Raw genomic sequence first — 21446 nt, 5'->3', positions numbered from 1 at the left:
GAGTGAGAGGACTCTCATGTCAACCGAACCAAGCACCACAAACCCGGAGTTGAAGGGAGCGGTCGAGCTCACGCTCGCCATGGTGCTCTCCGGAACACTCGGCATATTCGTCATCGAGTCCGGTGCGTCGCCCTTCAACGTGGTCTTCTTCCGCTGCGTGTTCGGTACGGTCGCGCTCGGTCTGTACTGCCTGGTGCGCGGCTTCTTCAAGAATCACGGCTTCACCCCGAAGAAGCTCGGCCTCGCGGCTCTCGGCGGTGTCTTCATCGTCTTCAACTGGGCTTTCCTCTTCGAGTCCTACGAGTCGACCTCCATCACCGTGGCGACCGTCGTGTACCACACCCAGCCGTTCTACGTGATGATGCTCGGCGCGCTCCTCTTCCGCGACAAGATCACCGCGGCCAAGCTGGGCTGGCTCGTCGTCGCCTTCGGCGGACTGATCCTGGTCGCCGGCATCTCCCTCTCCGATTTCCAGGACAGCGGAAAGAGCGGCTACCTCACCGGACTCGGGCAGGCCCTGCTCGCCGCCGTCTTCTACGCCTTCGCGACCGTCATCACCAAGCGCGTCACCGGCGTCCGGCCCCATCTGGTCGCGCTCGTGCAGGTGCTGCTCGGCATCCCGCTGCTGCTGCCCTTCACCTCGTTCGGCGAGATGTCGGGAATGGGCGGCGACTGGGGCTGGCTGGTCGGGCTCGGCCTGATCCACACCTGCCTGATGTACGTGCTCATGTACTCCTCGTACCAGAAGCTGCCCACCTCGAAGATCGCGGTCCTGGCCTTCATCTACCCGGCCGTCGCGATGCTCTGCGACTGGAGCGTCTACGGGCACCGCATCAGCCTGCTGCAGGCGCTCGGCATCCCGCTGATCGTGGCCGCCAGCCTCGGCATCAACCTCGGCTGGAAGTTCGGCCCCCGCCGGACCGAGACCGCCGCCCCCGCCCCCGCTCCCGCTCCCGCCGCCGCCGCCGCTCAGCCTCTGGCCGCGCAGGCCGCCGGGGCCGACAAGATCACCATTGGAGAGTCCCGATGAGTTCCGCTCCGGACCGGACCGCCGCCGCGCCCCGCGTCGCCATAGTCGGTGCCACAGGTGCCGTGGGCACCACAATGATCGAAATCATCGAGGAACGCGGCCTGCGCTACTCGGAGTTGCACCTGGTCGCCTCGTCCCGGTCGGCGGGCCGCAAGCTCACCGTCGCGGGCCGTGAGTACGAGGTCCAGGCGATCGAGGAGTTCGACTTCGGGCAGGCCGATGTCGTCTTCTTCTCGGCCGGCACCACCGTCAGCGAGAAGTGGGTACCGGTCGCCACCGCCGCCGGCGCCGTCGTCATCGACAACACCATCGCCTTCCGGATGGACCCGGACACCCCGCTGGTCGTGCCACAGGTCAACGCCCATGAGCTGGACCGGCGTCCGAAGAGCGGCGTCATCGCCAACCCCAACTGCTCCACCATCCCGCTGGCCCGCCTGCTGCGCGGCATCGAGGACCGCTGGGGCATCCGCAACGCCGTCGTCAGCACCTACCAGGCCGCCTCCGGCCTCGGCTACTCCGGCGTGGAGGAGCTCCAGGAGTCCACCAGGGCCTCCCTGCAGGGTCCGGACGCCGACTTCGAGCCGCAGCACTTCAAGCCGGCGCTCGCCTTCAACGTCATCCCGAAGATCGACCGCTTCCTCGACTCCGGCTTCACGCTGGAGGAGGAGAAGATGCTGCAGGAGACCAGGAAGATCCTCGGCCTGCCGCACCTGGACGTCACCACCACCTGTGTCCGGGTGCCCGTCGCCAACTGCCACTCCGAGTCCGTCTACGTCGAGTGCCAGTCGCCGGTGGACCGCGCCGAACTGGTCGAGGTGCTCGCCGCCCTGCCCGAGGTGAAGGTCCACGACCGCGAGACGGTGACCGCCTTCCCGACCCCGGCCGTGGTCGGCAGCTCCGACCTGGTCCACGTCGGCCGGATCCGCGCCACCCAGAACAACCCCCGCGCCTTCTGGCTCTGGCTGGTCGCCGACAACCTGCGGATCGGGGCGGCACTCAACGCCGTGCAGATCGCAGAGGAGCTCATAGAACGAGACACGCTGTGAAGTCGCCGGCCGTCCTGAAGTTCGGCGGATCCAGCTTCCGTACCCTCACGGCGTACGGAGACCTCGCCAGGGCGCTCAGCGACCGCGTCGAGCGGGAGGGCACCAAACTCGTCGTCGTGGTCAGCGGCCAGCCCGGCGAGACCGAGCAGTTCAGGGACCGGCTCAACCAGGTCAATCCGCACCCCGAGGACGAGAGTGTCGCCGGTCTGCTGACGCTGGCCGACACCGTCGGTGCCCAGCTGCTCGCCACCGCGCTGCACCGGGTCGGACGCACCGCCACGGTGCTCGCCGGACACCAGCTCGGCCTGGTCACCAACTCGGCCTTCATGTGGGCCAGGCTGGAGCACACCGACTCGGAACCGCTGCTCACCGCGCTGTTCGACAACGACGTGGTCGTGGTGCCCGGCGGGCAGGCCGCGGACACCCGGGGCCGGCCCACCTGGCTCGGCAAGAACAGCTCCGACCTGTCGGCGGTGGCCGTCGCAGCCGCGGTCGGCGCGGACCGGTGCGAGATCCACTCGGACGTGGACGGCATCTACAGCACCGACCCGCACCTCGTCAGCGGCACCCGGCTGCTGAAGGAGGTCTCGTACAACATCGCGGCGCTGATGTCGCTGTACGGGGCGAAGGTGCTGCACCGCAGGGCCGTGCGGCTCGCCCAGAAGCACCGGATCGAGATCGTCTGCCGGCTCAACCGGGCGCCGTTCCCGGCAGGTTCCGTGATCGGGACCGGTGGCACCTCGGCCTCCGCGGTGGTGCTCAACCAGCACTCCATCGCCCTGTCCTACGACTCCGACGCCGATGCCGACATCGCGTTCGCCGCTTTCCACAGCGCGAACATCGACACCATCCGCCTCACCACCGGGCCGCAGGTCGCCGTCATCGGCGGCTTCGTCGACCTGGAGGAGTTCCAGCGCCGGCAGGGCCTGACGCCGGGCGTCTACGCCGGTGTCCCGGTCACGGCGCTGCGCGGCAGCAAGGTCGCCACCCATCTGGCGGCCGGTGAGGACGACGCCCTGCACCTGGCACAGCGGCTGCACGACGAACTCCAGGACCCCAACGCCCGGTTCCCCGAACCGGTACTGCAAGGAGTGTGACGCATGACCACCTTCGTCGAGAGTCCGCTCGACGCCGGATCCGGCGAGAGCCCGCCGGCCACAGCGACCTTCGCCGAGATCAACCTGCCGGACGAGGTACGTGACGCCCTCGGCGCCGGGCTCGCGACCGTGGGCCGCCCGGACACCGACATCGACCGGGCGATGACCCGCTACCTCCAGGTCTTCGCGGGCCTGCCCACCGAACTCCTCCAGCAGATCCTGGACTTCGGCCGGCACATCGACACCCCCGGCGTCACCCTGATCGACAACCTGCCCGTGGACCCGGACCTCCCGGCCACCCCGGTGGACGGCGGTCCCAGCAGGGAGAAGGAGACCTTCGTCGCCGAGGGCGTGCTGCTCGGCCTGAGCGGGCTGCTCGGCGAGCCCATGGGGGTGACCACCGAGAAGGCCGGCCAGCTGGTCCACGACGTCATCCCGGTCTCCGGCGGCTCCAGGACCCAGACCAACCAGGGGTCCGAGGTCTTCCTCAACTTCCACAGCGACATCACCCACGACGTGATCGGCCGGTACGACGTCGCCAACCCGGACTTCCTCGTGCTCAGCTGCCTGCGCGCGGACCACGAAGGGGTGGCCGGCACGTACTACGCGGACGCCCGCGACGTCTCGGCGGCCCTCGCCCCGGGCGTTCTGGAGATCCTGCGCTCGCCGCTGTTCCGGCTGAACGCGCCCGGCAGTTACACCCGCAACGCCGCCGACGACGCCGAGGTGCTCTCCGACCCCGTGCCGCTCATCAGCGGGACCCCGGAGTACCCCGAGATCGTCATCTCGGCCAACGGGGTGCGCGCGCTGACCAGTGGGGCCCAGGCCGCACTCGACCAGCTCCAGGACGTCTGCGGGGCGGTGGCACACGGTGTCCGTCTCCGCCCGGGCCAGGTCCTGCTGATCAACAACCGCAAGGGCGTCCACGCCCGGTCCACCTTCACGGCCCGCTACGACGGGCAGGACCGCTGGCTCCAGCGCACCTATGTGCGCCGGAACCTGTGGGACATCCGCTACCGGGTGACGCCGGAGAGCCGCCGGGTCCACTACTGACAGCCACTGACAGCCGCCGACGGGCCGATGCACCAGATCTCAGCGAATCAGGGGAGCCCATGACAGAGATGTTCAGTTTCTCCGTAACCGCGAACACGTCGGAACTCGCGGAGGCCCACGCCCTGCGCCTCCTGCGGTACGAACCCAGGTTCCCCGACGACGAGTTCTGGTGGCTGGACCGGGACCGGGATGCGGCGGGAAAGGTGTTCCTGCTGCGCAAGGACGACCGGGCGGCCGCGACCCTGCGGATCGTCCCGGTCACCGCCTGCACCACGGAGATCGCCGAACTCGGTCTGCTGCCAGCTGAGTTGGCGAACGACCCGGGCGTCTGGGAGCTGGGAAGGCTGGCCGGCCTCCCCCGCCAGGGACGCGATCTCCCCTACTCGCTGCTGCTGTTCGGCTGGGCCTCGGCCTGGTCCCTGGGACGGCTGCCGGTCGAACGCGTCGTCGCGTACTGCCGGGGCGGAAAGCTCGCGGGCTTCCAGGCCGCGGGCGCCGAGATCGTCGCCGGTCCCTGCGACGTCCCGGGGCGCGGCACCGACTACTACACGATCGTCGCCGACGTCGCGAAGGTCGTGGAGAACATCCGGGCCTACGGGTTCGGAGACCTGATGGAATCCGCCGCCGCGGGACGGGGCGAGTTCGCTCTCGACGACATCCTGGCGGCCGCCGGGATGTCCGCCCCAGCCGCCTCCCGCAGCTGAGCGAACGACAACGACCTTTTATAACAAGGAGAATCGGCATGAGTGACGACGCGATCATCCGTCCCGAACTGTTCGCGAAGGTCAACAGCAAGCTCGACGCGTTCATCGGCGACTTCTACCGTGAGGTGCCCTACGCGCAGCACTTCCTGAACGGCTCCGAGATCGACATGCCGTACTACAAGCGGCACACGATCGAGACCATCCTGCGGATCCGGCGCAAGCGCACCATCGACGCGCACGCCATCCGCTACTTCACCCTCCACGACCCGGAGGCGGCGAAGAAGTGGGCCGCGTACACCGATGACGAGATGCTCCACGACCAGCTGTTCCTGGCCGACCTCAAGAAGGTCGGCGTGGAGGCGGACGAGGCGTACGCCACGGAGCCCTTCCTGGCCACGAAGCTGCTGAACGGCTACTTCCTGTACTGCCTCGAGTTCGAGGGCTCGCCGCTCGGCGCCATCGCCAGCAGCTACTTCCTGGAGTACACCACGCGGCTGACCCAGCCCGACTGGCTGGACAACCTGGAGAAGACGCTGGGCGAGGAGAACGTCGAGGGTGCGCGTACCCACGTGAACTACGACATCGAGGAGGACCACACCGGCGACGTGTGGAACGTGCTGATGACGCTGGTGAAGACGCCCGAGGACGAGGAGCGCCTGTCACGCCACTTCGACCACCTCTTCAAGCTCTTCACCATGTACTTCGTCGAGGCCTACGAGGCCACTTCGAAGGCGGCGGCGCCGGCGGGCGTCTGACCCGGAGGCCGGACGGCGCGCCCCGCGGCGTCCGGCCCCACCCCCGTCCTCAGCCCCCGCTCACAGACAAGGACCGGCATGACCGATCGTGATGCTCCGGCATCCTCACATCTGCTCGGACTGCTCATGGCAGGCACCGGAGTACTGGCGTTCTCCCTGACCTTCCCGGCCACGCAGAAGGCGATGGCCGTCTTCGACGCCTGGACGGTCGGCATCGGTCGGTCCGTCGTCGCGGCCGCCCTCGCCGGTATCTGCCTGCTGGTCGCCCGGGCCCGCTTCCCCCGCCGGGAACACCTCCTGCCGGTGGCCCTGGTCGGCGCGGGCATCGTCGTGGGCTACCCGATCTTCACCGCGCTCGCCCTGGAGCACGTGTCCTCGGCGCACGCCGCCGTCGTGACAGGCCTGCTGCCGCTGGCCACCGCCGCCGTGAGCCGGCTGCGCGGCAACGAGCGGCCGAGCCCGCTGTTCTGGGCGGCCTCGGTCGCGGGCGCCGTGGTGATCCTCGTCTTCACCCTCCGCAACGGAATCAGCGGCTTCGGCGTCGCGGACCTCCTGCTGATCGGATCGCTCATCACCGGCGGCATCGGATACGCGGAAGGCGGCCGGATCTCCAAGTCGATGCCCGGCTGGCAGGTGATCTCCTGGGGCCTGGTGCTCTCGCTCCCCGTCACCCTGCCGATCACGGCGGCCTCGCTCGTCTGGGCGCCGCCCCGCTTCGAGCACGCGGGGGCGTCGGCATTCGTCGGCTTCGGCTACGTCGCGGTGTTCTCCATGTTCCTCGGCTTCTGCGCCTGGTATCCGGGCCTCGCCCGGGTCGGCGTCACCCGCGGCAGCCAGATGCAGCTTCTCCAGCCCCTGTTGACGGTGGGCTGGGCGACGCTCCTGCTCGATGAGTCGGTCGACACGACGACGCTGACCACGGCCGTGCTGGTGCTCGGCTGTGTGGGTCTCGCGCAGTGGGCCAGGCTCAGCGCGCCGGCGACCCCGGCCCTGGCCGGGCCCGCGATCCGCCCGTAGCCCCACCCGCCACCTTCGTAGCACCGCCTTCGTATCCCCGTGTTCGTACCCCCGTGTTCGTACGAATCGATTCACAAGGAGCAGGACGATGGACTGGGAGATCGACGGACGGCTCGCCGGAGCCTGTAACTGCGGGACCCCGTGCCCGTGCTGGTTCGCCGAGGAGCCGACCCACGGCTCCTGCGACGCCATCGGCGTCGGCTTCATCGACAGTGGCCACTACGGCGACGTCGATCTGGCGGGCTGCAAGCTGGGCGTGGCCTACCGCACGGTCCGGCACGTGTGGGACGGCGGTCTCCAAGTGGCCGTCTACATCGACGAGAAGACGCCCGGTCCGCAGAGCGAGGCGCTGGGCCAGATCCTGACCGGCAAGGCGGGCGGCCTGCTCGCCACGCTGTTCACCCTGGTCGAGGACTTCAAGGGGATCCGTCGGGTTCCGATCGAGCTCGACGAGACCGGGGAGAAGCCGTCGTTCACCCTGGGCCGCGACGCGGTGGTGCCGCTGCGACCCCTGATCGGCCAGGACGGCACGACGCCGATCGAGGTCAACAACGCGCTGATGTCGTTCGGCGGGGCCCGGCTGCTCGCCAAGACGGACAGCCGGTTCGTCGACAACGAGCTCGGCTGGAACTGGCAGTTGGAGCACGCCGACTTCGGCCCCATGAAGCTGACCTCGGCATGAGCAGCTCCGTCCGTACGCCGCCCACGCAGCCCGCGCCCCGGGCGCTCCGACCGACATCGACGCCCCGGCAGTGGACGCGCCGGATCAGCGTCACCACCGCGGTCTGGGTGGGCGCGGCCTCGGCCCTGGCCTGGTGGTGGATGCTCGGCGGCCACCACACCGAGGCCCATGCCGGGCACGACGCCATGGCCGGGATGCCGGGGATGGCGGACATGCCCGGCATGGAGCACCACTCGGCGGGCGCGGCCGGACAGGAGGTGTCCGCCGTCGAGGCGGGCATGTTCCTCCTCATGTGGACCGGCATGGTCGTGGCGATGATGTTCCCGGTCGCCATCCCGCTGATCGCGGCCCACCGCTTCGTCACCCGTACCCGCGGTGCGCGGGGCAAGGCGGAGACAGGGTGCCTCGTCGCGGGCTATCTGCTGGCCTGGGTGCTGGCGGGCGCGGCACCGCTGCTGCTCATGGTGGCCAAGCGTGCCGCACTTCCCGAGTCCTTCGACGGGCCCTGGCGGGTGGCGTCGACCGGACTCGTCCTGGCGACCGCCGGGCTCTTCCAGTTCAGCGGCCTCAAGACCAGGTGTCTGACGGTGTGCCGCAGCCCTCTCCAGTTCGTCCTCACCCATGACTTCGCCGCGGGACCGGCCGGTGCGCTGCGTGCCGGTGTCCTCAACGGCCTCTACTGCCTCGGCTGTTGCTGGGCGCTGATGCTCGTACAGGTCGCGGTGGGGCTCGACAACATCGCCTGGATGGGAACGCTCACCCTGCTCTTCCTCGCCGAGAGGACGTTCAGGCGTGGTGTGGCGCTGGCCCGGGTGACCGGCACCGTGATGACCGTCCTCGGCACGGTGCTCGTCCTGGAGCCGCTGCTGCACACCCCGCTGGCGAACCTGATCTGAGGCCCGGGTCCGGCGTCCCGTCCAAGCGCCCCCGCCGTCAAACCAAGGGAGAACCAGAACCATGTCCGTGCTCTTCGACCGTCTGGACGGCCTGCTGCCGGACCTGGAGGGTGTCTACCGGGACCTGCACGCCCACCCCGAACTCGCCTTCCAGGAGAAACGAACCGCCGCCGTCGTGGCCGGCCTGCTGACGGAACAGGGCTGGGACGTCACCTCCGGCGTCGGCCGCACCGGCGTCGTCGGCGTACTGCGCAACGGCGCGGGCCCGGTCGTGATGCTCCGCGCGGACATGGACGCGCTGCCCGTCGAGGAACGTACCGGACTGCCGTACGCGAGCACGGAGACCGCCATCGACGAGAGCGGCGAGAAGGTCCCCGTCATGCACGCCTGCGGGCACGACATGCATGTCGCGGCCCTGCTCGGCGCGTGCGCCCTGTTCGCCGCGGCCCGCGACACCTGGCACGGCACCCTGGTCGCGGTCTTCCAGCCCGGCGAGGAGAGCGGCTTCGGGGCACGGGCCATGGTCCAGGACGGCCTGTTCGAGCGCTTCCCCATGCCCGAGGTCGTCCTCGGCCAGCACGTCGGCCCCGGCCCCGCCGGGCTTGTCGCCACCTGCCCGGGCACGGTCATGGGCGGCACCGACAACATCAGGATCCGCCTCTTCGGCCGCGGCGGCCACGGCTCCAAGCCGGAATCGGCGGTGGACCCGGTCGTGATGGCCGCCTCGGTCGTCACCCGGCTCCAGACGGTGGTCTCGCGGACGGTGGCCGCGAGCGAACCCGTCGTGGTGACCGTGGGCTCGATCCGCGGTGGCACCACCGCGGCGACCATCCCCGACGAGGCCGAACTCGCCGTCAACATAAGGACGTCGTCGGCCGAGACCCGGGACCTCGTGCTGGCCACCGTCGAACGGCTGGTCAAGGCGGAGGTGCTGGCCGCGGGCGCCCCCAAGGACGCCGAGATCACCTCGGTGTGCTCCCTGCCCAACACCGTCAACGACCCCGCGGCCACCGAGCGTGTCGCCGACGCGCACCGGGCGCACTTCGGTGAAGGCGCGGTGATCCCGGTGGGGCCCAACAGCGCCAGCGAGGACTTCGGCCTCCTCGCGTCGGCCGCCCAGGTCCCCGCGGTCTTCTGGTTCTTCGGCGGCCTCGACGCCGAGGAGTACACCCGGGCCTTCCTGGCCGGCCGGATCGCCGAGGACATCGCGCAGAACCACTCGTCCCACTTCGCGCCCGTCGTCCGACCGACCCTCGCCACCGGCGTCCGGGCCCTGGTCAGCGCGGCCCTGGCATGGATGGAGCCCCGATGAAGACCCCGAAGCGGGTGGTCGTGATCGGCAACGGCATGGCGGGCGCGCGTGCCGTGCGCGAACTGCGCCGCCGGGACCCGGCCATCGCCATCACCGTTCTGGGCGCCGAACGCTGCGCCCCGTACAACCGCATCCTGCTCACCGACGTCCTGGCCGGCCAGATCGACGAGGACGACATCTTCGACCGCCCGGCGGACCAGCGCGGTGCCACGGTGCACACCGGGGTGAGCGCCGTACGCATCGACCGCGAGCGGCAGGAGGTGATCACCGGCGACGGCGGCACCCACCCCTACGACAGTCTGGTCCTGGCCACCGGGAGCACCTCCACGATCCCCGACATCCCCGGACTGCGGCTGGACGACGGCACGCTGGTGCGAGGCGCGGTGGGCTTTCGCACCCTGGAGGACTGCCACGGCATTCTGCGGGGCGCGCATCGCGGCTCCCGGGCGCTGGTCCTGGGCGGGGGGCTGCTCGGCCTGGAGGCGGCGCGGGCGCTCGCGGGACGCGGCGTCCAGGTGACGGTCCTGCACCCCACCGACACCGTGATGAACCGTCAACTCAGCCGCCAGGCGGCCGACATGCTGACCGGCCAGCTGGCGGAGCTCGGCGTCGCGGTGCGCCGGGGCGCTGTGGTGAGCCGAGTACGCGCCGGATTCCACACCGGGACCGGGGAGGAGCGGATGACCGGCGTGGAGCTCACCGACGGCACCGTCGTCCCCGCCGATCTCCTGATCGTGGCCTGTGGGGTCACCCCCGAGACCGGCCTGGCCGCGGCCGCCGGGCTGACGGTCGGCGAGGGCGTCGCCGTCGACGCGTCCATGCGCACCAGCGATTCCGCGATCTACGCGATCGGCGACTGCACCCAGCTGTCCGGCAGGGTGTCGCGCCTGGTCGACGACGCCTGGTCCCAGGCGAAGACAGCCGCCGACGCCATCACCGGCACCCTCACGAGCGCCCCCGCGCCGGTGGTGCCCGTGACCCGCCTCAAGGCCGACGACATCGACCTGACGCTGATCGGCGCATGCCATCCGCAGGATTCCACCGACGGTTCCTTCGAGGTCCTGACCGACACGGACCCGGACTCGGGCCGCTACCAGCGCATCGTGCTGAGCCGGGGCCGGATCCTGGGCGCGACCATCCTCGGTGACCACCCGGACACCGGTGTCCTCACCCAGGCCTGCCGGGACCGCCGCGTCCTGACCCCCCACGAGCTCGCCCGGCTCGCCCGGCTCCCCGGCCCCCGGGGCGATCTGGCGCCCGACAGTCCGGACATCGGCCAGGACTCACCGGTCTGCTACTGCCGCAACGTCCCCAAGTCCCGCATCCTGGAGTCCTGGTCGAGTGGCGCCCGTACGGTTTCGGCGATAGCCCGCACGACACGGGCGACGACGGGCTGCGGAATATGCCGCACGGCGGTGAAGCAGCTCCTGAAGACGGCCTCGGCCGAGCCCGGCGGCACGACATGAGCCGACCCGCTCTTCCGGCCAGGTCACGAACCATGTGACCTGGCCTTTTCCGGAGCCCCCTGTCGGATTCGAACCGACGACCTACGCATTACAAGTGCGTTGCTCTGGCCATCTGAGCTAAGGAGGCGTGCCGCGCGCGTGGAGGCGTGCGTGCCCGTGCAGTGTACCCAGGTCGCCGCGGGGAGCCGTCGGGAGTTTCCGCGAACTTCACCGGTCCCGGGGTGCTGACAGAACACATGAACGCCAGGTAGCGTCCTGACCCGGTTCACTCATGTGGACTACACCACTATGGGCGTTTCCATAGTGGTTCACCACCTTTACAACGGATCGTCCGGCACGTTCCTGCCGGTGAAGGGGGCCCATCACCATGGCCACTGTCTCGTTCGACAAAGCGACCCGGATCTACCCGGGTTCCGAGAAGCCCGCCGTCGACGCTCTCGAGATCGACATCGCGGACGGCGAGTTCCTCGTCCTCGTCGGTCCCTCCGGCTGCGGCAAGTCCACCTCGCTCCGCATGCTCGCGGGGCTCGAGGACGTGAACGGCGGCGCCATCCGCATCGGCGACCGCGACGTCACGCACCTGCCGCCCAAGGACCGGGACATCGCGATGGTGTTCCAGAACTACGCGCTGTACCCGCACATGACCGTCGCCGACAACATGGGCTTCGCGCTCAAGATCGCCGGCGTCAACAAGGCCGAGATCCGCCAGAAGGTCGAGGACGCGGCGAAGATCCTCGACCTCACCGAGTACCTCGGCCGCAAGCCGAAGGCCCTCTCCGGCGGTCAGCGCCAGCGTGTCGCCATGGGCCGCGCCATCGTGCGTGAGCCCCAGGTCTTCCTCATGGACGAGCCGCTGTCGAACCTCGACGCCAAGCTCCGCGTGTCGACGCGTACGCAGATCGCCTCGCTCCAGCGCCGCCTCGGCATCACCACGGTGTACGTCACCCACGACCAGGTCGAGGCCATGACCATGGGCGACCGCGTGGCCGTGCTCAAGGACGGTCTGCTCCAGCAGGTCGACTCGCCGCGCAACATGTACGACCGCCCGGTCAACCTCTTCGTCGCCGGCTTCATCGGCTCCCCGGCCATGAACCTGGTCGAGGTCCCGATCACCGACGGCGGCGTGAAGTTCGGCAACAGCGTCGTCCCGGTCAGCCGCGAGGCCCTCTCGGCCGCCGCCGACAGGGGCGACCGCACGGTCACCGTCGGCGTCCGCCCCGAGCACTTCGATGTCGTCGAGCACAACGGCGAGGCCGCCAAGTCGCTCTCCAAGGACTCCGAGGACGCCCCGGCCGGTCTCGCCGTCTCCGTGAACGTCGTCGAGGAGCTCGGCGCCGACGGCTACGTCTACGGCTCCGCCAAGGTCGGCGACGAGCACAAGGACCTCGTCGTCCGCGTCAGCGGCCGCGCCGTCCCGGACAAGGGCGCCACGCTGCACGTCGTGCCGCGTCCGGGCGAGATCCACGTGTTCTCCACCTCGACGGGCGAGCGCCTGTCCGACTGACGTCCGCGTCATCCGGGCGAAAGCACTCACCCCCGTAAGGGTTGAATTCACCCACGTTGACGAAGAGGGCCCCGCGGCCGGCCGCGGGGCCCTCTTCGTTGTCGACAAATACCCCGGCAGACCGGGCATTTCGCCCTTCGCGCGATAGTCGCGCGTCAACCCGCTACCCAGAAAAACCAACTTCTCCGTCCCTCGAACTGGTGACTAAATGTCGCCAAATCATCACCCCGCGCTACCCTCACTCGCGTGAAGCACTCCACTACTAACCAGCGGCCCCGGCGTGGCCGCGGCCCCGCCCGCCAGATCGGCCGCACCCTCGCCCTCGTTCTGCCTGTCGTCCTGGTGCTCTCCGGGACTCTCGCGGTCACCCAAGTCAACTGGTCGGGGAATCCCGCGAGCTCGGTGCTCACCGCGTCCTCCGAGGAGGTCTCGACGCGAGCCGTCTCCCGCGCCCCGCAGGACGTCCTGCGCGACAGGCTTCTCCTGGAACTCCAGGAGAAGAACCCGGGTGTGGCCCTCACCCACCTCCAGCAGGCGGTGAACGGCCGGCCGTCGCTCGCGAAGCACTGCGTCACCATCGCCCGCGCCCTCGGCCGCGCCGCGGTCCGCGCGTACGGGCCGACGCGCGCCCAGTCCTACGCCCGGCCCGTGTGCGACACGGCGTTCGCCTCGGGGGTCGCGGCCCGCTCCTGAGGTCACCGCACCCGGCCCGCACCTGGCCCCCGTAGGTGCGCCCGGCCCGTACCTGCACCCGGGCCCGTTCACGCGCCCGGGTCCGCACCCCGGGCCGGTTCCCCTCGGAGACCACAGCTCCCTCCGAGGGGTACGGCCCTTCACGGCCCACCGCGGTAACAGCCGGTTAAGGAACGGTTGCCGCGGGGAACCGCGTGCGGGGCGCCACGTACAGTTCGAACATGACCGATCCGAACGCCGCGTCGCGCCCCGTTCAAGCCGTCGTCCTGGCCGGCGGCCAGGGTTCCCGGCTGCGTCCCTACACCGACGACCGGCCCAAGCCGATGGTCGAGATCCCCGGCACCGGGACACCGATCATCGGCCACCAGCTCACCTGGCTCGCCGAAGAAGGCGTGACCGACGTCGTCGTCTCCTGCGGTCACCTCGCCGACGTCCTCCAGAAGTGGCTGGACTCGGCCGACCTCCCGCTCAACGTCACGACGGTCGTCGAGACGGAGCCCCTCGGCCGCGGCGGCGGCCTCAAGTACGCGGCCGCGCATCTGCCGCACCCCGACCTGCCCTGGTACGCGACGAACGGCGACATCTGGACCCGTTTCTCGCTGCGCGACATGGCGGACTTCCACGCCGAGCGCGACGCCGTCGCCACGCTCGCCCTGGCCCGTCCGCGCATCCCGTGGGGCGCCGTCAAGACGGACGGCTTCGGTCACATCACGGACTTCATCGAGGCCCCGCCCTCCACCTTCGAGATCAACGCGGGCGTCTACGTCTTCTCGCCCGAGTTCACCGACATGCTCCCCGAGCGCGGCGACCACGAGCGCACCACGTTCCCGCGCCTGGCCCGCGAACGCCGGCTGTCCGGCTTCCCGATCCCGCAGGGCGCCTACTGGCGCGCCATCGACACCGCCAAGGACCTCACGGAGGCGGCGAAGGAACTCGCGGCCCTGGGCCGCTAGAGACCCCCGCACGGCCCTACGAGGGGCACCCGGGCGCCGGACGGCCGAGGCGCTGCGAGAGCGGGACCGCGGGCGCGCGACGACACGACGGCAGGGCCCCGCACATCCGTGTGCGGGGCCCTGCCGTCGTCGCGCCCGGCCTGGCGGGCCGCCCGCGCCTCGGTGAGACGTCAGCCCAGCAGACCGCCCACCAGGCCCGGCTGACCGGTGGACGAGCCGCCGCCGGTGGAGGTGCCGCTCCCCGTCCCCGTGCCTCCGGCGCTGCCGGTGCCGCCGCTGCCGCCACTGCCGCCGGTCGACGAGCCGCCGCTGCTGGAGGGGCCCACACTGGTGCTCGGGGCCTCACCGACCGGCGAGGACTGCTGGGGCGGGGCCTGCCCGCTGCCCTGGGTCTGGCTGGGCTGCTGCCCGCCGCCGGAGGAGCCGGTCTCCCGGGTCGCGTCCGGCGTGCCCGCCGTGTGCGACGGAGTCGCGGAGCTGCTCCGGGTGGGCGCCTTCGAGGCCGAGGGGGTGGCCTTCTGGTGCCGTTCGCCTGGCGTCTCGGGGAGCGGGGAACCGGGCAGTTCGTTGCGCGGGGCCTCGCCGGGACCGGGTACCACGATCCGGCTGGAGTCGCGGACGGCGCCGCCGAGGAGCGATCCGATGAGCAGCGTCAGTCCGACCGCGACGGCCGTGAGCAGCGCGCCGCGCCGCAGCACGCGGGCACGCAGGTCCCAGATGTCGGCGCGCGGTCCGAGCGTGCGCCAGGCCTCGCTGGAGAGCCGTCCGTCGGCGGAGTAGACCGGGGCGCCCGCGATGATCAGCGGGGACCAGGCGGCGAGGTAGATGATGTCGGGCGTGTCGTACACGGGCACCGTCTTCCAGCTGACGGTGACGATGAGCGCCGCCGACAGCGTCGCGCCGACGACGGCCGCCACCCGCTGCCACAGCCCGAGGACGGTCAGAACACCGACGATGACCTGGAAGAAGGCGATGACGAGTCCGGAGCCGACGGGGTGGTGGAGCGCGAACTGCCGCAGCGGCTCGGCGACTTCCCACGGGTGCAGCGTGTTGAGCCACTTCACCATGGAGCCGCGCTTGCCGCCGTCGAAGTAGACGGGGTCGCAGAGCTTGCTCATGCCGGCGTAGACGGAGATGCATCCGAGGAAGACGCGCAGCGGGAGCAGCACCACGCCCAGGTTCATCCGGCGCCCGGGGTGATAGGCGTGCCGGACCGAGTCGGAGCCGCGCCGCCTGACGGGGGCGTCGCCCGCGGCTGTGTCGTAGTCGTCGTCCTCGTAGCCGTCGTCGTCCCCGAAGTCGGCGTCCGTGTAGGCGTGTTCGCCGTAGGGCGGACCGCCGTACCGCGGTTCGTCGTAGGCGCTGCCCACGTTGCGCATCCGGGGCAGTAGCCGCTGCTCTTCGCCGAGGGGGGCGCGCTGGCTGCCGACGAGGGGCGTCTCGACCGTGTCGACGGTCAGGTCGCCCGCGTAGCCCGGCTGTTCGCCGATGCGCGGGATGACCCGGGTCGAACCGGCGTCGGCCGTCGGCCCGGTGGAGCCGTGGGTCACGCCCGCGCTCCGTACTGCCTGGAGCAGGCGGTGGGCGCCGGTGTCGTCCGGCGCGGACTTCCCGCTCCAGACGACGGGCGCACGGCGGCGGGACCCGCCGGCCGGACCGGCCCCGCCCGGTCGGCCCGGCGCACCGGCGCCGGGAGAGCCCGAGTGCCGCGCGATGCGCGGGGACTGGCCCCGTGACGCACCCGCCAACTGGACGCGGAAGCTCGCATGGTTGACGATGACCTGCGCCGGATCGCTCGGCACCTTCACCATGCTCAGCGCGGGAACGTCGTCGAATCCCGACGAGCGGTCCCCCGTGGGTGTGCGGGGTGTTCTGGTGTCCACACTCATCTAACCGAGTGACGTGTGGTTAGGACACTGCTTTGACCACGCCGACTGTCCGGACCGCGTCAAGATCGTTCCGAACACCCCGGTCACACCACGAGGATGACCGCCCGTACGCCGGGTCAGGCGCGGCGGCGCGCGGCCTCGTACAGCACAACTCCCGCCGCCACACCGGCGTTCAGCGACTCCGCGCCACCGGGCATCGGGATCCGCACCCGGAAGTCGCAGGTCTCGCCGACGAGCCGGGACAGACCCTTGCCCTCGCTGCCGACGACGATGACGACGGGGCCGCCCAGCGCCTCCAGGTCACCGACCTCGACCTCGCCGTCCGCGGCCAGACCGACCACCACGAGGCCTGCCTTCTTGTACGACTCCAGGGCCCGCGTCAGGTTGGAGGCGCGCGCGACGGGCGTACGGGCGGCGGCACCGGCCGACGTCTTCCAGGCACCGGCGGTCATGCCGGCCGCGCGCCGCTCGGGCACGACGACGCCGTGGCCGCCGAAGGCGGAGGCGGAACGGACGACCGCTCCGAGGTTGCGCGGGTCGGTCACGCCGTCGAGGGCGACGATCAGCGGGTCCTGGCCCTCGTCGTACGCGGCGGCGGCGAGGTCCTCGGGGTGCGCGTACTCGTACGGCGGGACCTGGAGGACGAGGCCCTGGTGGTTGAGCCCGTTGGTCATGCGGTCCAGCTCGGGACGCGGGGCCTCCATCAGGTGGATGCCGCCGCGCTCGGCGACGAGCTGGAGCGCCTCGCGGACCCGCTCGTCGTTGTCGATGAACTGCTGCACGTACAGCGTCATCGCGGGGACGCCCTCGCGCAGCGCCTCGACGACGGAGTTGCGGCCGACGACCATCTCGGACGTGCCCTTGCCACCGCGGCCCTTGGGGTGGGCGGGGCGGCGGACGATCTGCTTCGCCTTGGCGTTGGCGACGCGGTTCTTCTTGTGACCCTTGCGCGCCTCGGCGGGCGGGGTCGGACCCTTGCCTTCCAGGCCCCGGCGTCGCTGGCCGCCACTGCCGACCTGCGCGCCCTTCTTGCCGGACATGCGGCGGTTGTTAGCAGCCATGACCTACCTGTCTGTGTGAGACGTGCGTGCGTACGTATATGAAGTGTGCCGCCCGGAGGTCCGGGCGGCACAATCGATCAAGACCGACCGGGGTCGGCCGGGGTCGCCGGAGCGGGCCGTCAGCGCGGTCCGAGCGTCCAGCGCGGCCCCTGCGGGCTGTCCTCGATGACCAGGCCGGACTGGTTGAGCTGGTCGCGGATGGCGTCCGCGGCGGCCCAGTCCTTGCGGGCCCGGGCGGCCTCGCGCTGGCCGAGGACCAGATGGACGAGGGTGTCGACGACTCCGTGCAGATCGTCGCCGCGGTCGCCCTCCTCGGCCCACTGCGGGTCGAGGGGATCGAGTCCGAGGACGCCGAGCATGGCCCGTACCTCGGCGAGGCGGGCGACGGCGGCTTCCTTGTCGTCGGCGGCCAGGGCGGAGTTCCCCTGGCGGACCGTCGTGTGCACGATGGCGAGCGCCTGCGGGACACCCAGGTCGTCGTCCATCGCCTCGGCGAACGCGGGCGGCACCTCGGCGGACGGCTCGACGACGCCCCCCGCCTTCTCGACCACCCGCTGCACGAAGCCCTCGATGCGCGCGAACGCCGACTCGGCGTCACGCAGGGCTTCCTCGCTGTACTCGATCATGGAGCGGTAGTGCGGGGTGCCGAGGTAGTAGCGCAGCACGATGGGACGCCACGCCTCGGTCATCGTGGACACGAGGACCGAGTTCCCGAGGGACTTCGACATCTTGTCGCCCTTGAGGGTGACCCAGGCGTTGTGCACCCAGTACTTCGCGAACTCGTCCCCGAAAGCCTTGGCCTGGGCGATCTCGTTCTCGTGGTGCGGGAAGATCAGGTCGAGCCCGCCGCCGTGGATGTCGAAGGCGCTGCCCAGGTACTTGTGGGCCATGGCCGAGCACTCCAGGTGCCAGCCCGGACGGCCGCGGCCCCAGGGCGTCTCCCAGCTGGGCTCGCCCGGCTTCACGGCCTTCCACATGGCGAAGTCACGCGGGTCGCGCTTGCCCGTCTCCCCCTCGCCGGACGGCTGGAGCAGGTTGTCGAGCTCCTGGTTGGAGAGCTGGAGATAGCCCTCGAACGACCGCACGTCGAAGTAGACGTTCCCGTCGGCCGCGTACGCGTGACCGCGCTCGATGAGCCCGCGCATCATCTCGATCATCTCGGGGATGTGGCCGGTGGCACGGGGTTCGTACGTGGGCGGGAGGCAGCCGAGCGCGTCGTAACCGTCGTTGAAGGCGCGCTCGTTGCCGTAGCCGATGGACCACCAGGGGCGGCCCTCGGCCGCCGACTTCTTGATGATCTTGTCGTCGATGTCCGTGACGTTCCTGATGAACGTCACGTCATATCCGCGGTACGCGAACCAGCGGCGCATGATGTCGAAGTTGAGACCCGAGCGGATGTGCCCGATGTGCGGTGCGGCCTGCACGGTCGCGCCACAGAGGTAGATCGAGACGCAACCCGGCACTAGCGGGGTGAAGTCACGGATCTGCCGGGCGCTGGTGTCGTACAGGCGAATAGTCACCACTCCAGGGTAGTGGGCCCCGGGCAGTGCCCCGCGCCCCTTTCCGCGGCAAGGCCACGTATTCGTGACATACGGAGGGACCTCGCCGCCCGCCGGGCGTCCCGGGACGGACCTTTCGGGCGAACAGCGGGCGGACCGGGGAGCGTCGGGGCAGTCCCCGCCCCGGTCCCGGACCACCCGGACGGCGGTATCAACCGCCACGGGAGGCCCTCCCCGGCGCACCCGGACAGCCGCTGCTCCCGCTCCACCCGCACGGCGGCGTCGACCGTCACGGGAAGGCGGTCCCGCCGCGCCCGGAAGGCCTGCGCTCCCGCTCCGCCCGGACAGCCGCTGCTCTCAGTCCAACCGGACAGCCGCTGCTCTCAGCCCGCCCGCACGACCAGCGCCGTGGCGACCGCCATCAGACCCTCGTCGCGGCCGGGGAACCCGAGCCCGTCCGTCGTGGCGCCCGACACCGACACCGGCGCCCCCACCGCGTCCGACAGGATCTTCTGGGCCTCGTCCCGCCTCTTGCCGATCTTCGGACGGGGTCCGACGACCTGGACCGCGACATTGCCGACGACGAAGCCGGCCTCGCGGACGATCCGCGCCGCCTCCGTCAGCAGCACGACCCCGGGCGCCCCGGACCACTCCGGGCGTCCGGTGCCGAAGTGGGCCCCGAGGTCACCGAGGCCCGCCGCCGAGAAGAGCGCGTTGCACGCGGCGTGCGCGACGACGTCCGCGTCGGAGTGCCCGGCGAGTCCGGGGCCCTCCCCCTCCCACTTCAGGCCGGCACACCACAGCTCCCGCCCTTCCTCGAAGGCGTGGATGTCGGTGCCGATCCCGACCAGCGGGAGCACCAGGCCCTGGACGGGGCCCTGGCCACGCCCCGGTCCGGCCGTCGGCTCCGGTGTCTCAGAACCCATCGTTGAGCCTCCGCCGCGCGAGAACCGCCTCCGCCAGCACCAGATCCAGCGGACGCGTCACCTTGAACGCCTCCTCGTGACCCGGCACGACCACGACCCGCACGCCCAACTGCTCGGCCATGCTCGCGTCGTCGGTCACGTCGTCGGTGACGGTCTCGTGGGCCCGCACCAGTGTCTCGCGGTCGAAGCCCTGGGGCGTCTGGACGGCACGCAGCCGCGCGCGTTCGGGCGTGGCCACGACCGGCTCGGGCTCCCCGGCGACGGCCGCGGGCTCGACCTCCTTGACGGTGTCGGCGAGCGGCAGCGCCGGTACGACGGCGGGAGCGCCGTCCCGTACGGCCTCGATGACGGCGTCCACGGTGTCCACGGGGACGAGCGGCCGGGCCGCGTCGTGCACGAGGACGATGTCGATGCCGGGCGGCAGCGCGTCGAGGCCGTACTTCACGGACTCCTGGCGGCTGTCACCGCCCGGGACGACGAGGAAGTCGGTGCGCTCGGGCAGCGCGTGCGCGTCGAGCAGCGTCTTGACCTCGGCCGTGCCGTCCGGCGGAGCCACGACGACGACCAGGGAGACGGCGCGCGATGCGGCCATCGCGCGGACGGCGTGGATGAGCATGGGCGTGCCGTTCAGCGCGCGGAGCGCCTTGGGGGCACCCGGACCGAGGCGCACACCTCGTCCGGCGGCCGGGATCACCGCGGCGGTGCGGGCCTCCGGCGGCGAAGGGAGCGAAACGTCAGACATCGGTTCCTGTCAGGTTTGTGTGCTCGACCGGGATGGGTATGGCCTGGGGGTACCCCCTGCTCGGAGAGCCGGGGGAGCGCCGGGCGCGACGCCCTGACCGGACCCTTCCGTGACATCCGGTCAAGTCGACCGCCCGGGTCGGTATCCCAAGTATCGGTTACGCCGGTATACCGCGGGAAAGCCGATGCCGGGTGAACGTCCGGTTGACCGAATGGGTGCGGGTACGAACATGCCGCAGCGCCCGGCGACAGCAATTTGGCAATTGCGTCATCGGGCACCGCGGCATTTCATTGCGCTTCTGCGCGGGCTCGGGCGTACGTCAAGACGGCTCGCGTCTCGGCGACTGAGCCGACGTCAGGACGCGAGAACCTCGTCGAGCAGGGCCTCGGCCTTGTCCTCGTTGGTGTTCTCCGCGAGGGCGAGCTCGCTCACCAGAATCTGGCGCGCCTTGGCGAGCATGCGCTTCTCACCTGCGGAGAGTCCGCGCTCGCGCTCACGACGCCACAGGTCACGCACGACTTCCGCGACCTTGATGACATCGCCGGAGGCGAGCTTCTCCAGATTTGCCTTGTAGCGACGCGACCAGTTCGTGGGCTCCTCGGCGTACGGCGCGCGCAGCACCTCGAAGACCCGGTCCAGCCCGTCCTGACCGACCACATCACGTACGCCGACGAACTCCGCATTGTCCGCTGGCACACGTACCGTCAGGTCACCCTGGGCGACCTTCAGCACCAAGTAGGTCTTGTCCACGCCTTTGATCTGGCGAGTTTCGATGGCCTCGATCAGCGCGGCCCCGTGATGGGGATAGACCACGGTGTCGCCAACCTTGAACGTCATGTGACAGGTACCCCTTCCGTGGCTATCCAGAGTAACACGGAAACGGCGTCTTCTGAATGGCGTTTTCGCAGGTCAGGGCATATCTCGGGGCTTGACAACCGCAACAGGAACGTGCTGCGAGGGGCGAGCGGAAGAGGGTATTCGCAGGTGGGAGCGGCTGTCCATGCGGAGTGAAACGCGTACGTTACACACACCCGGAGCCCGTCACCAAGGTCCGAACATCCCGTTTTGTCCTGCTCCAAGAGCGCGAGTTCCGCTACTCCGTTCGACGGCCGGAGCCGAGT

20 protein-coding genes and 1 tRNA gene are annotated in these 21446 nt (G+C 70.6%); 14 read left to right on the top strand and 7 right to left on the bottom strand.

Annotated features, from left to right (window positions below):
• Positions 1 to 16: 16 nt before the first annotated feature.
• The 11 genes from OG780_RS23060 (at position 17) to OG780_RS23010 (ending at position 11058) form a co-directional block, all read left to right on the top strand.
• Positions 17 to 1030 carry a DMT family transporter gene (locus tag OG780_RS23060; protein ID WP_328451049.1) on the top strand — a complete coding sequence of 338 codons (1014 nt, stop codon included), beginning with the start codon at positions 17 to 19 and terminating at the stop codon, positions 1028 to 1030.
• Positions 1027 to 2076, top strand: coding sequence for an aspartate-semialdehyde dehydrogenase (locus OG780_RS23055; protein WP_328451047.1), 1050 nt, complete (start codon positions 1027 to 1029; stop codon positions 2074 to 2076). Before OG780_RS23060 ends, OG780_RS23055 begins: the two co-directional genes overlap by 4 nt.
• Positions 2073 to 3173, top strand: coding sequence for an amino acid kinase family protein (locus OG780_RS23050; protein WP_328451045.1), 1101 nt, complete (start codon positions 2073 to 2075; stop codon positions 3171 to 3173). The genes OG780_RS23055 and OG780_RS23050 overlap by 4 nt, the downstream gene beginning before the upstream one ends.
• Positions 3174 to 3176: 3 nt before the next feature.
• Positions 3177 to 4226, top strand: coding sequence for a TauD/TfdA family dioxygenase (locus OG780_RS23045; protein WP_328451044.1), 1050 nt, complete (start codon positions 3177 to 3179; stop codon positions 4224 to 4226).
• A gap of 59 nt (positions 4227 to 4285) precedes the next feature.
• A complete protein-coding gene (locus OG780_RS23040) occupies positions 4286 to 4930 on the top strand; it encodes a hypothetical protein (protein ID WP_328451043.1) in 645 nt (214 codons plus the stop codon).
• 38 nt (positions 4931 to 4968) lie between these two features.
• Positions 4969 to 5685 carry a hypothetical protein gene (locus OG780_RS23035; RefSeq protein ID WP_328451041.1) on the top strand — a complete coding sequence of 239 codons (717 nt, stop codon included), beginning with the start codon at positions 4969 to 4971 and terminating at the stop codon, positions 5683 to 5685.
• Positions 5686 to 5763: 78 nt separating this feature from the next.
• On the top strand, positions 5764 to 6702 hold the full coding sequence (locus OG780_RS23030) for a DMT family transporter (protein WP_328451039.1): 939 nt from the start codon (positions 5764 to 5766) through the stop codon (positions 6700 to 6702).
• Positions 6703 to 6790: 88 nt separating this feature from the next.
• The gene (locus OG780_RS23025; RefSeq protein WP_328451037.1) at positions 6791 to 7384 is read left to right on the top strand and encodes a DUF1326 domain-containing protein; all 594 of its coding nucleotides are present in this window, start codon (positions 6791 to 6793) and stop codon (positions 7382 to 7384) included.
• Positions 7381 to 8280: a DUF2182 domain-containing protein gene (locus OG780_RS23020; protein WP_328451035.1), complete on the top strand. Its 900-nt coding sequence runs from the start codon at positions 7381 to 7383 to the stop codon at positions 8278 to 8280. The genes OG780_RS23025 and OG780_RS23020 overlap by 4 nt, the downstream gene beginning before the upstream one ends.
• Before the next feature lie 61 nt (positions 8281 to 8341).
• Entirely contained in the window at positions 8342 to 9592 is a 1251-nt protein-coding gene (locus tag OG780_RS23015) for an amidohydrolase (protein ID WP_328451033.1), read from the top strand.
• Complete coding sequence (locus OG780_RS23010; RefSeq protein WP_328451031.1) at positions 9589 to 11058, top strand: FAD-dependent oxidoreductase; 1470 nt, start codon at positions 9589 to 9591, stop codon at positions 11056 to 11058. Before OG780_RS23015 ends, OG780_RS23010 begins: the two co-directional genes overlap by 4 nt.
• A gap of 53 nt (positions 11059 to 11111) precedes the next feature.
• Here OG780_RS23010 and OG780_RS23005 read toward each other — a convergent pair.
• Positions 11112 to 11185 (bottom strand) — tRNA-Thr (locus OG780_RS23005).
• Between the two features lie 240 nt (positions 11186 to 11425).
• On the opposite strand from OG780_RS23005, the gene OG780_RS23000 reads away from it, so the two are divergent.
• From OG780_RS23000 to OG780_RS22990, 3 genes are all read left to right on the top strand, one after another.
• Complete coding sequence (locus OG780_RS23000) at positions 11426 to 12562, top strand: ABC transporter ATP-binding protein (RefSeq protein ID WP_328451029.1); 1137 nt, start codon at positions 11426 to 11428, stop codon at positions 12560 to 12562.
• Positions 12563 to 12808: 246 nt separating this feature from the next.
• Positions 12809 to 13255 carry a hypothetical protein gene (locus tag OG780_RS22995; protein ID WP_328451027.1) on the top strand — a complete coding sequence of 149 codons (447 nt, stop codon included), beginning with the start codon at positions 12809 to 12811 and terminating at the stop codon, positions 13253 to 13255.
• Positions 13256 to 13476: 221 nt separating this feature from the next.
• A complete protein-coding gene (locus tag OG780_RS22990; protein ID WP_261702030.1) occupies positions 13477 to 14208 on the top strand; it encodes a nucleotidyltransferase family protein in 732 nt (243 codons plus the stop codon).
• A gap of 170 nt (positions 14209 to 14378) precedes the next feature.
• Here the strand turns inward: OG780_RS22990 and OG780_RS22985 are convergent, their stop codons facing one another.
• The 6 genes from OG780_RS22985 to OG780_RS22960 form a co-directional block, all read right to left on the bottom strand.
• Positions 14379 to 16097: a DoxX family protein gene (locus OG780_RS22985; protein WP_328451024.1), complete on the bottom strand. Its 1719-nt coding sequence runs from the start codon at positions 16095 to 16097 to the stop codon at positions 14379 to 14381.
• Between the two features lie 116 nt (positions 16098 to 16213).
• On the bottom strand, positions 16214 to 17158 hold the full coding sequence (gene rlmB / locus OG780_RS22980; protein ID WP_328451022.1) for a 23S rRNA (guanosine(2251)-2'-O)-methyltransferase RlmB: 945 nt from the start codon (positions 17156 to 17158) through the stop codon (positions 16214 to 16216).
• A 119-nt stretch (positions 17159 to 17277) separates the two neighbouring features.
• A complete protein-coding gene (cysS, locus tag OG780_RS22975) occupies positions 17278 to 18678 on the bottom strand; it encodes a cysteine--tRNA ligase (RefSeq protein WP_328451020.1) in 1401 nt (466 codons plus the stop codon).
• A 362-nt stretch (positions 18679 to 19040) separates the two neighbouring features.
• Positions 19041 to 19583, bottom strand: coding sequence for a 2-C-methyl-D-erythritol 2,4-cyclodiphosphate synthase (ispF, locus tag OG780_RS22970; protein WP_328451018.1), 543 nt, complete (start codon positions 19581 to 19583; stop codon positions 19041 to 19043).
• Positions 19573 to 20325, bottom strand: a complete 753-nt coding sequence (gene ispD, locus OG780_RS22965) for a 2-C-methyl-D-erythritol 4-phosphate cytidylyltransferase (RefSeq protein WP_328451016.1) — start codon at positions 20323 to 20325, stop codon at positions 19573 to 19575. The genes ispF and ispD overlap by 11 nt, the downstream gene beginning before the upstream one ends.
• A gap of 354 nt (positions 20326 to 20679) precedes the next feature.
• Positions 20680 to 21162 (bottom strand): CarD family transcriptional regulator, encoded by a 483-nt coding sequence (locus OG780_RS22960; RefSeq protein ID WP_003953493.1) that lies wholly within the window; start codon positions 21160 to 21162, stop codon positions 20680 to 20682.
• Between the last annotated feature and the right edge of the window lie 284 nt (positions 21163 to 21446).

The organism is Streptomyces sp. NBC_00386 (genome assembly GCF_036063235.1).
Lineage (GTDB): Bacteria > Actinomycetota > Actinomycetes > Streptomycetales > Streptomycetaceae > Streptomyces.
Note: the sequence above shows the minus strand (reverse complement) of the source record. Positions and strands in the feature narration are given on the sequence as shown.

What these genes read in the sequence shown, in the direction of transcription:
- rlmB (WP_328451022.1), bottom strand. Translation starts at nt 17,158, where the DNA reads ATGGCTGCTAACAACCGCCGCATGTCCGGCAAGAAGGGCGCGCAGGTC.
- OG780_RS23030 (WP_328451039.1), top strand. Translation starts at nt 5,764, where the DNA reads ATGACCGATCGTGATGCTCCGGCATCCTCACATCTGCTCGGACTGCTC.
- OG780_RS22960 (WP_003953493.1), bottom strand. Translation starts at nt 21,162, where the DNA reads ATGACGTTCAAGGTTGGCGACACCGTGGTCTATCCCCATCACGGGGCC.
- OG780_RS23025 (WP_328451037.1), top strand. Translation starts at nt 6,791, where the DNA reads ATGGACTGGGAGATCGACGGACGGCTCGCCGGAGCCTGTAACTGCGGG.
- OG780_RS23000 (WP_328451029.1), top strand. Translation starts at nt 11,426, where the DNA reads ATGGCCACTGTCTCGTTCGACAAAGCGACCCGGATCTACCCGGGTTCC.
- ispD (WP_328451016.1), bottom strand. Translation starts at nt 20,325, where the DNA reads ATGTCTGACGTTTCGCTCCCTTCGCCGCCGGAGGCCCGCACCGCCGCG.
- ispF (WP_328451018.1), bottom strand. Translation starts at nt 19,583, where the DNA reads ATGGGTTCTGAGACACCGGAGCCGACGGCCGGACCGGGGCGTGGCCAG.
- OG780_RS22985 (WP_328451024.1), bottom strand. Translation starts at nt 16,097, where the DNA reads ATGAGTGTGGACACCAGAACACCCCGCACACCCACGGGGGACCGCTCG.
- OG780_RS23035 (WP_328451041.1), top strand. Translation starts at nt 4,969, where the DNA reads ATGAGTGACGACGCGATCATCCGTCCCGAACTGTTCGCGAAGGTCAAC.
- OG780_RS23010 (WP_328451031.1), top strand. Translation starts at nt 9,589, where the DNA reads ATGAAGACCCCGAAGCGGGTGGTCGTGATCGGCAACGGCATGGCGGGC.
- OG780_RS23040 (WP_328451043.1), top strand. Translation starts at nt 4,286, where the DNA reads ATGACAGAGATGTTCAGTTTCTCCGTAACCGCGAACACGTCGGAACTC.
- OG780_RS23060 (WP_328451049.1), top strand. Translation starts at nt 17, where the DNA reads ATGTCAACCGAACCAAGCACCACAAACCCGGAGTTGAAGGGAGCGGTC.
- OG780_RS23045 (WP_328451044.1), top strand. Translation starts at nt 3,177, where the DNA reads ATGACCACCTTCGTCGAGAGTCCGCTCGACGCCGGATCCGGCGAGAGC.
- OG780_RS22990 (WP_261702030.1), top strand. Translation starts at nt 13,477, where the DNA reads ATGACCGATCCGAACGCCGCGTCGCGCCCCGTTCAAGCCGTCGTCCTG.
- OG780_RS23015 (WP_328451033.1), top strand. Translation starts at nt 8,342, where the DNA reads ATGTCCGTGCTCTTCGACCGTCTGGACGGCCTGCTGCCGGACCTGGAG.
- OG780_RS23055 (WP_328451047.1), top strand. Translation starts at nt 1,027, where the DNA reads ATGAGTTCCGCTCCGGACCGGACCGCCGCCGCGCCCCGCGTCGCCATA.
- OG780_RS23020 (WP_328451035.1), top strand. Translation starts at nt 7,381, where the DNA reads ATGAGCAGCTCCGTCCGTACGCCGCCCACGCAGCCCGCGCCCCGGGCG.